Consider the following 11,061-nt stretch of genomic DNA (forward strand, 5'->3'; position numbering starts at 1 on the left):
TCATTCGGCGGCGACTTTCTGCGCCAGCAACTCGGCGTTGCGCGCGGCCACCGTGCCCTTGGGCGGCTCATTCTCGTTCAGCACCGGGAACAGCTCGCGCAGGCAGTCGTGATAGCTGCGCACGGTGTTTTCCAGGTCCGACAGGATCACCCCGTCATAGCCGCTCGAAAACGCAGCCTCCCACGACCAGCGCACCAGTTCCTCGTCCTCTTCCGAGGTCAGCCTGTCGATCCGGCTGCTGAGATAGCGCGACAGCCGCATCCGGCGGTCTTCGTTGCCCAGCCTGTAGGTCGTTCCGCGCTGCATGGTCCTGCCATACTCCACCGGGAATTCCTGGTAGAATTTGACACAATCGGGGTAAATGCCAAGCACGCAATTCGGAAAAATGCCGATATAAAGCCAGGCTTTGGCGTGGCTCTCGTCCAGCTCGGGTGGCGCTTGCAGAATGGACGTATAGGCCCGCACGCTCCACAGGCGGTGATTGGCTTCGCGGAACTCGGAATAGGAGCGCGAGGCGCCGTCCTGGAAATCCTCGTCGTAGTAATTGGACCCGAACAGGTCCTGCAGGCCCGGATGCGCCATGGGCACGTGATAGCCTTCGTTGTCCACATCGCGAATGCACTTCCAGTTCACCTCCGCCACGTCGGCATAAAAGCCTTCGCCCGAGGGCATCAGCCCTTCAAGGTCGTACTGGTCGATCTCGTCGTCGAAGCGCGACAGCACCTCGGATATCGCCGGTTGCGGGCCGGGCCGGAACCGCACGAAGACGAACCCCCGCCACAGGTCCAGCTCGATCGCCTTCAGGCCAAAGGCGACGGGATCCAGCTCGGGCAGGGTGTCGGGCTGCGCCGCGCCGCGCAACGTGCCGTCCAGGTTATAGACCCAGCCGTGAAACGGGCAGATGATCGCGTTCTTGCAATTGCCCTGTTCGCCGGCCACCACCCGCGATCCGCGATGCCGGCACAGGTTGTGAAAGGCGCGCAGCTCGCCATCCTTGCCACGGATCACCAGCGCGCGTTCGCCCACGCAGTCCAGCGTGACGAAATCACCGGCCTCCGGCAGGTCGTTGGCATGGCACACAAGCTGCCAATGCGCGCGGAACAGCAGGTCCTTTTCCATCTCCAGCATCTCGGTGTTGAAGTAACTCCAGGCGGGCAGTCCCTTGCGGTCATGGTCATTGGGCAGGTCTATGGCCTGTGTGGCAGGGGGGGTCATGGCTAACTCCAGGTTGGTCGCTGCGCATACCTTATCAAGTTTTATTGAGCGCTCAAATAAATTAATTCTGAACCAGCAGAGAGCCTTGGCTTTCCCGTGGACTTGCTGCTGGTTTCCGATCTGCCGGGCCGGCCGCGTCATATTAGTGGCCGATTTCCCGCAATTCGCGTGTCGTCGAGCGTCCCGGCGTCACCGGCGGCGGGGCCGGTCTGCGATCCCCCGCGGCGGGTCCGCAGGCCCGCGCGCCATGCAATCGGTCGCTCCAGCGGGGGCGGTTCAATCCCGAAACGTGACGATTCGGGCAAAATGTGGCGCGATCGTTTCCGGTTCGGAACAAAAGGCCTGAAACGATGCCGATTGACGCAGGGTCAGCCAACAGCCGAATTTCACGGCCATCAAACTCCCGCCACATTCAAAACGATTTAGATTTCGGGGTGGTTCGGAAACAATGCACAGCTTAAGGTTGCAGGGCGGCAAAATGGCAGGGCACAACCCTCATGTTTTGTTGGCTCCACGCCAAGGCGGCCTCGGATGCGCGCGGAAACAATCGCCAGATTTGCAGCTTTTCGGCTGCCATAATCCACGCATTTAAAAGGCAATTTCGGAAACTGCATCGACAGTTTTCTGACAAATTTCACTTTGTGCGATCCGGGCAATCCCGTACAACGAGTTCAGCCCAACTGGGGGGCGATGTCTGTAGGTCACGGGGGCGACCGCACGAGACGCACCAACATTCCGGTGCGTGGAAGATGCGATCGTCGGGTTGCTTTGGCGGCTGGCCGAGAGCGAATGGACGCGACGTGCGAACGTTGCGCCATTCCCGCGATATTGTGGGTCTTTCCCTCCTGAAATGAGGTTCGTGCAGGTTGCCCCTGACCGTCACATCGTCGGCAGTGGGTCTTGGTTATTGGTCTGGCGAACCGCCGATGCGGGGCGTCGAATGGAGAAAACGATGGTGACTTTTGTTCCCACACATGGGTCCGACCCGATCAGTCTGAAAATGCCCGTGCATGAGGGCAGGGCGATGGGCACCGGCTCGAACGCTTCTCCGACCTCGTTTGCACACGTCGCCGGCACTGGTGGCACTTTCCTCAACTTCGGCGCTCGCGCCACCACGGGAGTATGATTTCATGACCTTTTCAAGCGGCGGAACGATTTCAGGGCGCCTGTTCTCGGACAGCGATGGCGACAACACTGAAAACAATGGCACCGGCGGGTACGACACCGGCCTGGCGGGCCTGCGGGTCGAACTCTACAAGGTCGATTCCCACGGCAACAAGTATTTCCTGGGATATACGCACACCGACGCGTCGGGCGCCTACGAGTTCACCGGCCTGCACACGTATCACAGCAAGTCCTACGTGGTGAAGTTCCCCACCGAGGTGAACGGCGAGCCGCTGGTCAAGCAGAATGTCGGCGCCGAGAACGAGGACAGCGACGCCAATCAGCACTCCGGGTTCTCCGATCCCATTGCGGCGCCCTACAAATCAGGGGGCGACAAGAGCGCGCTCAACGTGGATGCCGGCTATACCTCCGACGCCCCGGCCGATGGCGCCGTCGACGGCGAGGATTTCGGCGAGGACATGGCCCTCGGCTATGACGACTCCAACGCGCCCACCGACCAGGGCGGCGACAAGATCACCAACGACGGCGACCTGATCTTCGGCAATGGCGGCGACGACACGATCGACGGCGCAGGCGGCGACGACACCATTTACGGTGACAGCGGTGACGCCGGCACATTCGAAGGCCCGCGCGAAAGCTTCAACTGGGATCTGGTCTCGAGCCACCAGGCCGACAACACCGTCACCCAGAATACCGGCAGCGTGGACGTCACCTACACCCGGATCCTCGATACCGGGCACCACGAAAGCGACGTCGACAATCACACCAACCTGAACACCGCCGGCATCGACACGGGCGGCGAGTCGATCGACACCAACAGCTCGCTCTATTCGGAAACTTCCGGCAAGGGCAACACCGGCAAGTTCCAATGGGAGTTTTCCAAGCCGGTCGGCGATCTGGAATTCAACATCAACGACCTCGACGGCGACGGGCTTGTCACCGTCACGGCCTATGACGCCGACAACAACGCGATCGAAGTCGTCCTGCAGGGCGGCAAGGAAGTCGTCATCAACGGCAACGAGGCCGATGCCAACGGCCCGTACCAGAATCAGAACGATCCCGACACGACCGTCCAGGTCACCATTCCCGGCCCGGTATCGAGGGTCGAGGTCTCGCACACGCAGAATGGCCATGACAATTCCGGCATCCACATCACCGACATGTATTTCGACACCGGCTTCGATCCCGACCAGGATGGCGAGGGCGGCGATGATGTGATCACCGGCGGCGCGGGCGCGGACGTCATCTACGGCGAGGGCGGCAACGACACGTTCGTCGTCTCCACGTCTTCCGATGGCGATGGCGACACCATCGTCGGCGGCAACGGCCCGGACGACACGCTGGACAACGACACGCTGGACTTGCGCGGCACCGGCAAGGTGACGATCACCGATGCGGCGGACGCCTCCGATGACGGCGCCCGCGCCGGCACCGTGACATTCGCCGATGGCTCGACCCTGGAATTCAGCCAGATCGAGACCATCCTGACCGATCCCCAGAACGAGGCGCCGACCGCGGTCGACGACACGGTCCCGGTGGACGAGGACGAAACCGTCACCTTCAACCCGACCGCCAACGACACCGACCCGGACGGCGACACGCTGACCGTGGACAGCATCGGCACGCCGGCCAACGGCACGCTGACCGACAACGGCGACGGCACCTATACCTACACGCCGAACGAGAACTTCAACGGCACCGACAGCGTCAGCTACACGGTCACCGATCCCTCGGGCGAAACCTCGACCGCGACGATCACGTTCAACGTCGCCCCGGTCAACGACGCGCCCGACGCGGTCAACGACACGGCCACCACGGACGAGGAAACCACCGTCACGATCACGCCGCTGGACAACGACACCGACGTGGACGGCGACACGCTGCGGATCACGGCGGCCACGGTCCCGTCCGACCAGGGCACGCTGACCTTCACCGACACCGAGATCCAGTTCACGCCGGCCGATGACTTCTTCGGCGAGGCGACGATCAGCTACTCGATCACCGACGACAATGGCGGCACCGACACCGCCGAGATCGCGGTCACGGTGAACAACGTCAACGACGCGCCCGAAGCGGTGGACGACACCGTCTCGACGCTGGAAGACGAATCCGTCACCTTCGACCCTGCGGCGAACGATACCGATCCCGATGGCGATACGCTGACCGTGACCTCGGTCACCGTCACCGATCCCACCCTGGGCAGCGCGGTCGTGAACGGCGACGGCACGGTCACCTTCACCCCGGCCACCGACTATAACGGCCCGGTCGAGCTGACCTACACGGTCGAAGACCCCGACGGTCTGTCGGACACCGGCACCGTTCTGGTCAACGTGGGCCAGGTGCAGGACGCGCCCGAGGCTGCCGACGACACCGCCACCACGGCCGAGGACACGGCGATCGTTCTGACGCCGCTGGACAATGACACCGATCCCGATGGCGACACGCTCACCATTACCGGCGCCAACGTCCCGTCCGAACAGGGCACGGTGACCTTCACCGCCACCACCGTCACCTTCACCCCCGCCGAGAACTTCAACGGCGAGGCGACGATCAGCTACACGATCACCGACGGCAACGGCGGCACCGACAGCGCCGAGATCGACGTGACCGTGACGCCGGTCAACGATGACCCGGTCGCGGTGGACGATATCGAGAACACGCTCGAGGACACGCCGATCACCTTCAACCCGGCGGCCAACGACACCGATGTCGACGGCGATCCGCTGGTGGTGTCCGCGGTCGATCCGATCGACCCGGCGCTTGGCGAGGTGGTCCTGAACGGCGACGGCACCGTCACCTTCACGCCGGCCGAGAACTATAACGGCCCGGTCGAGTTCACCTATACCGTCAGCGACGGGCAGGGCGGCACCGACACCGGCACCGCACTGGTCAACGTGGGCCCGGTCAACGACGCACCTGTCGCCGAGAACGACGATGGCGGCTCCACGCCGCAGGGTACGGCCGTCACCGTCACGCCGCTGACCAACGACAGCGATCCTGATGGCGACCCGATCCGCATCATCAACGCCAGCGTTCCGTCCAGCCAGGGCACCGTGACCTATACCGACGACACGGTCACCTTCACCCCGGCACCGGCCTTTGTGGGCGACGCGACGATCACATACACGATTTCCGACGGCAACGGGCTGACCGACACCGCGCAGATCTCGGTCGAGGTGACGGACGTGATCGGCCCGGTCGACGGCAAGGACACCGGCGAGGTGATGACCCCCGGCTACAGCGATGCCGAGGGCGACCAGATCGACGGCGCCGACGGTGACAACGACACCATCTTCGGCAATGGCGGCGACGACAGGATCGACGCCGGCGAAGGCGACGATACGGTCGATGGCGGCACCGGCGACGATGAAATCACCGGCGCCAACGGCGACGACAGCGTCGATGGCGGTGAAGGCTCCGACACCCTTGCGGGCGGCGCGGGCACCGACACGCTGAACGGCGGCCAGGGCGATGACGACGTCGCCGTGGGCGGCGACGACGAGGCGTCTGGCGGCACCGGCGACGACGAGTTCACCGTCGACGCCACCGATCCGACGGCGGATATCGACGCCACCATCGACGGCGGCTCGGACGGCACCGACGGCAACCCCGACGGCCCGGAAAACGGCGACGAGGGCGACATCCTGAACCTCGGCGACCAGACCGGCGACCTGACCGTCATCCTGGAAGATGCCGATCCCGAGAACGGCACCGTCAACGGCCTTGATGCCGACGATACGCCCGACATCACCTTCCAGGAGATCGAGCGCATCATCACCGGCAGCGGCGATGACACCATCGACGCCAAGGATGCCGACGGCCCGATCGACGTGGAAACCGGCGAAGGTGACGACAGTGTCGACGGCGGCAATGGCGACGACAAGATCGACACCGGCGACGGCAACGATACGGTCATCTCCGGCGACGGTTCGGACACGGTCGATGGCGGCGACGGCGACAACTACATCGACACCTCCAAGAACAGCGCCCTGCCGCTGCCCGATGACGGCTTCCCGTCCTACGGCCCGTTCCCGGCCGTGCCCTCGGATGCCGACCCGAACGACGACCGCGATCTTGTCAACACCGGCAACGGCAACGACACGATCTATACCGGCGACGACGACGACACCATCAATGCCGGCGCAGGCGACAACTATGTCGACGCGGGCATCGACGACGACGAGATCAACACGCTCTGGGGCGACGACACCATCGTCGGCGGCGAAGGCGACGACACGATCTCTTCGGGTGCAGGCGACGACCTCATCTACGGCGGTCTCGATCCCAACGTCGTGCCCTTCGACCAGGTCAACATCCCGAACGCCCCCGATGGCGGAACCTTCGGCCCCGACCCGGACGAAAGCAACGGCCGCGACCTGATCAACGCCGGCGCGGGCAACGACACGGTCTATGGCCAGGACGATGACGACACCATCTACGGTGGCGGCGGCAGCGACCTGCTCGATGGCGGTATCGACAACGACCTGATCTACGGTGGCAACGGCCGCGACACCATCTATGGCGGCCAGGGTGTCGACACGATGTATGGCGAGGCCGGCTCGGACGAGTTCCACTTCGACGAGCGCGAACATGCCTTCGGCGACGAGATCGACGGCGGCACCGAGGATGGTGACAACGACCCGACGACCGACAACGAGAACGACCAGCTCGACCTGCGCGGTCTCGGCCGGTTCGAGATCGTCCAAAGCGACGGCGTCACCCCGCTGGACCTGACCACGCCGAACGATCCGGACGGCAACAGCTTTACCGGCCAGGTCAACTTCCTCGATGCCGACGGCAATGTCGAAGGCTCGCTGAAGTTCACCGAGATCGAGGACGTCATTCCCTGCTTCACGCCGGGAACGGTCATCGCCACGCCGAAAGGCGAGCGGCTGGTCGAAGAGCTGCGCGAAGGCGACAAGGTCATCACCCGCGACAACGGTCTGCAGGAAATCCGCTGGGTGGGCCGCCGCGATCTGTCGGGGCAGGAGCTGGCGCGCGCGCCGCACCTGCAGCCGGTCCTGATCCGTGCGGGTTCGCTGGGTCACGGCCTGCCGGAACGCGACATGATGGTCTCGCCGCAGCACCGCCTGCTGATCAACAACGAGAAGTCGGCGCTCTACTTCGAGGACCGCGAGGTTCTGGCGGCGGCCAAGCACCTGACCGGCATGGAAGGTGTGACCTCGGTCGAGGCCAGCTCGGTCAGCTACATCCACTTCATGTTCGACCAGCACGAGGTGGTGCTGTCCAACGGTGCCTGGACCGAAAGCTTCCAGCCCGGCGACACGGTGCTCGACGCGATGGGCGACGCCCAGCGCAAGGAGATCTTCGAGCTCTTCCCGGAACTCTCCGAGGCAGAGGGCCTGAAGGCCTACACCGCCGCGCGCCGGTCGCTGAAACGGCACGAAGCCCGGCTTCTGGTCAAGTAACAGCTTTGCAGCCGACCGGCCCTTTCCGGGGCCGGTCACATGGAATCGGTTACGGGGGCTGACTCGAGTTCCAATGAACAATCCTGGCCATTGGCCGGGATTGTTTCGTTTTTGAGATCAAGTAATTGACGTCCGCATAAATTAACGCCGCATTATGCACAGTATGAAGGATTTTACTCGAATTCTCCTTGAAGCAGAGGTAGATGATGTCTCAATCTTGACTCAAATTAGACGGTATTGCGGCGCATCTCGGGGGAGGTCCGTCCGCTCCTTCAGGAGGCCACTGCCATGGCGACGATTCCCGGCACTCCCGGCAACGATACGTTGCAGGGCACCAACGATCCTGACACGATCACCGGCGCGGGCGGCAACGACCGCATTTCCGGCGAAGGCGGCAGCGATTGCATCGACGGCGGATCCGGCGATGACGTGCTCTTCGGCGATGCCGGCGAAGGCACCGCGCTCGGCTCCGACGCCTCGCCGCTGGTGCTCGATATCGACAACCTCGTCTCCGACAGTTCGTCGGGCAACAACTGTGCCCAGGTCGGCGATGTCGCGGTCTACAGCAACGTGGCCACCCTCGAGGACGGCACCCCCATTTCTGCCCGCCTGATCCTGACCGCCAAGTCCGACAAGGACCTTGCCGTGGACCTGTCCGGCGGCGCGGGGTTCGAGATCCTTCTGAATGGCGACTTCGACGCGCGTGACGTGGGCGAAACCGCCTCGTTCCGGCTGGAGTTCTTCGACCCGGCCACCGGCCAGAACGTCGCGCTGAACTCCGTCGCCACCTGGAACGACATCGACCGCAACAGCCCCGGCGACCAGGAATCCGTGATCATCGACGCCGGCAGCTTCACCGATTTCTCGACCTCGGGCGACACGTCCTTGAACGTCACCACCTCGGGTGGCGTGGTCAATGCCGCGGGGACGGAAACCAACGACCCGTCCGATCAGGACGCGTGGTTCTCGGCCTCGTTCGAGAACCGCGAATTCATCGAGTTTACCCTGGAAACCCGCACCGGCCAATCCGGCTTTTCCCTGTCGGGCGATCTTATCGACGACCCGGTCGTCACGCCCTTCGTCGAAGGCAACGACACCATCTTCGGCGGCACCGGCAATGACCAGATCTTCGGGCAGGGCGGCAATGACAGCCTGTCCGGCGGCGACGGCGACGACACGATCGAGGGCGGCTCGGGCAACGACACGATCGACGGCGGCGCCGGCAATGACCGGATCGACGCGGGCGACGGGTGCGACATCGTCGAGGGCGGCGCGGGCAACGACACGATCTTCGGCGGCGGCGACAATGACAACCTGAACGGCGGCGCCGACCGCGATACCTTCATCATCAACCAGCTGGGTACGTCGGGCGTCAACAACACCACCGTGAACGGCGGCTCGACCGGCGACGACTACGACACGCTCGACATCACGCCGCTTCTGGATGACGGCTGGACCGTGACGAATTTCGTCAAGAATCCCGAAACGAATGGCAATCCGGGCTTCAACGGCCAGATCCAGCTTCAGCGCGGCCAAGAGACGGCCAATATCAACTATACGGATATCGAAGAGCTGATCGTCTGCTTCACGCCGGGCGCACAGATCGCGACGCCGCAGGGCACCCGCGCGGTCGAGACGCTGCGCCCCGGCGACCGCGTCTTCACCCGCGACAACGGCATCCGCGAGATCCGCTGGGTGGGCCGTCGCGACCTTGGCGCGGCAGACCTGGCCGCGATGCCCAAGTTCCAGCCCATCCTGATCCGCAAGGGCGCGCTCGGGGCAGACATGCCCGACCGCGACATGCTTGTCAGCCCGAACCACCGGATGCTTCTGGCCAACGAACTGGCCGAGGTCATGTTCGGCGAGCGCGAGGTTCTGATCGCCGCCAAGCACCTGACCGGGCTCGACGGTGTCGACCGCGCGGTCACCGACAGGGTCAGCTACATCCACCTGATGTTCGACCATCACGAGGTGATCCTGGCCGACGCGGCCTGGTCCGAAAGCTTCCAGCCTGGCGATTACTCGATGCGCGGCGTGGGGCAGGAAAGCCGCGACGAGATCCTCACGCTCTTCCCCGAGCTTGCCACGCAGGCGGGGTTGGCGGGCTACCACTCCGCCCGCCTGTCGCTCAAGGCGCACGAGGCGAAGCTGCTGGTGGACCAGGCACTGCGCTAGCACCTGCACGCACCGCGCATCCGCGCGCGACCTCAACACTTGGCGCGCCCCGAGCGCCTTGCGTGTCGAACGCGCTTTGCGTGCCTCGTGCGCTTTGCGCCCTGCTAGCGCCTTGCGTGTTTAACGCCCCTTGCGCGTCGCGCGCGATTGGCATGTTGCACGCGCCTTGCGCATCCCGCGCGCGTTGGGTGCACAGCGTGCCTTGCACGGGGCGCGTATTGCGCGCGCGTTGCATGTCGCGTGTTGTATCCGCCTCGCGCCTCGTGTGTTGCATCGGCCTTGTGCGTCGCGTTTTGCGTCCCGTTCGCCTCGTGAGTTGCTCGCGCCTTGCTTGTTGCGGCCGCCCCGTGTGTCGCACAGGTCTTGCGCGTTGCACAGGTCTTGCCCCTCGCACCCGACTTGCGCCAAAGGCCCGAGTCCGAGCGCTTGCGTCCCGCACCCCGCCTGCACGCGTTGCGCGCGGATATCTGACCCAAACGCGCCGGGTCACGGGCTGGCCGCGTCAATCCCTTGCCGCCCGCCAGTTCGCCCAGGCTTCGGGCGTATCCAGGTCCATCGTCGCCCGCGTCCCGCCAAGGGGGCAGGGCCGTATCTTTTCCCGCGCGATCACCTCCCGCGCGCCGGTATCGCCGCTGAGCGTGACCAGCGCCGGCAACAGCCGGGCGGGCAGGAGGGTCGGGTGCCCGAACTGCCCGTCCTCGTCCGTGGCGCGGATCACGTCGCGCGGATGGTGCGCGTGGACCGCCGCAACCGCCCGCATGTCCCCGGACGTCAGATCCGGCATGTCTGGCAAGACGATCATCAGCCCGGCCAGGTCCCGTTCCATCGCCCAATGCGCTGCCACGCGCAGCGACGCACTGATCCCGGCCACCGCATCGGCGACGGGCCGCGTCTCAAGCCCCGTGCCTGCCGCCCCAAGGCTGGCGGCGCGCGCACCGGACCCTGCGGGCAACGTAACAAGGACAGGTAAACCGAGGTTTAACGCCCGCCGCGTTTGCCGCAGCAACAGGGGAACGCCGTCCACCTCTTCCAACAGCTTGTCGCGGCCGCGCATCCGCGACGACGCCCCCGCGGCGGGCAGCACGATCCCCAATGTCACGTCTTCCGGGCCTTTCGC

Annotated in this window: 4 protein-coding genes; 2 read left to right on the top strand and 2 right to left on the bottom strand. The window is 64.6% G+C overall.

Going from position 1 to position 11,061, the window contains the following annotated elements; translation table 11 throughout:
• On the bottom strand, positions 1-1,215 hold the full coding sequence (locus tag FIU89_RS08990) for an SRPBCC family protein (RefSeq protein WP_152492283.1): 1,215 nt from the start codon (positions 1,213-1,215) through the stop codon (positions 1-3).
• A gap of 1,130 nt (positions 1,216-2,345) precedes the next feature.
• Here FIU89_RS08990 and FIU89_RS08995 point away from each other — a divergent pair.
• Positions 2,346-7,769, top strand: coding sequence for a tandem-95 repeat protein (locus FIU89_RS08995; protein WP_172978066.1), 5,424 nt, complete (start codon positions 2,346-2,348; stop codon positions 7,767-7,769).
• Positions 7,770-8,057: 288 nt separating this feature from the next.
• The gene (locus FIU89_RS09000; protein WP_152492285.1) at positions 8,058-9,944 is read left to right on the top strand and encodes a Hint domain-containing protein; all 1,887 of its coding nucleotides are present in this window, start codon (positions 8,058-8,060) and stop codon (positions 9,942-9,944) included.
• Positions 9,945-10,446: 502 nt separating this feature from the next.
• Here FIU89_RS09000 and FIU89_RS09005 read toward each other — a convergent pair.
• A complete protein-coding gene (locus FIU89_RS09005; RefSeq protein ID WP_152492286.1) occupies positions 10,447-11,043 on the bottom strand; it encodes an NTP transferase domain-containing protein in 597 nt (198 codons plus the stop codon).
• Positions 11,044-11,061: the final 18 nt, after the last annotated feature.

This window comes from Roseovarius sp. THAF27, assembly GCF_009363655.1.
Lineage (GTDB): Bacteria > Pseudomonadota > Alphaproteobacteria > Rhodobacterales > Rhodobacteraceae > Roseovarius.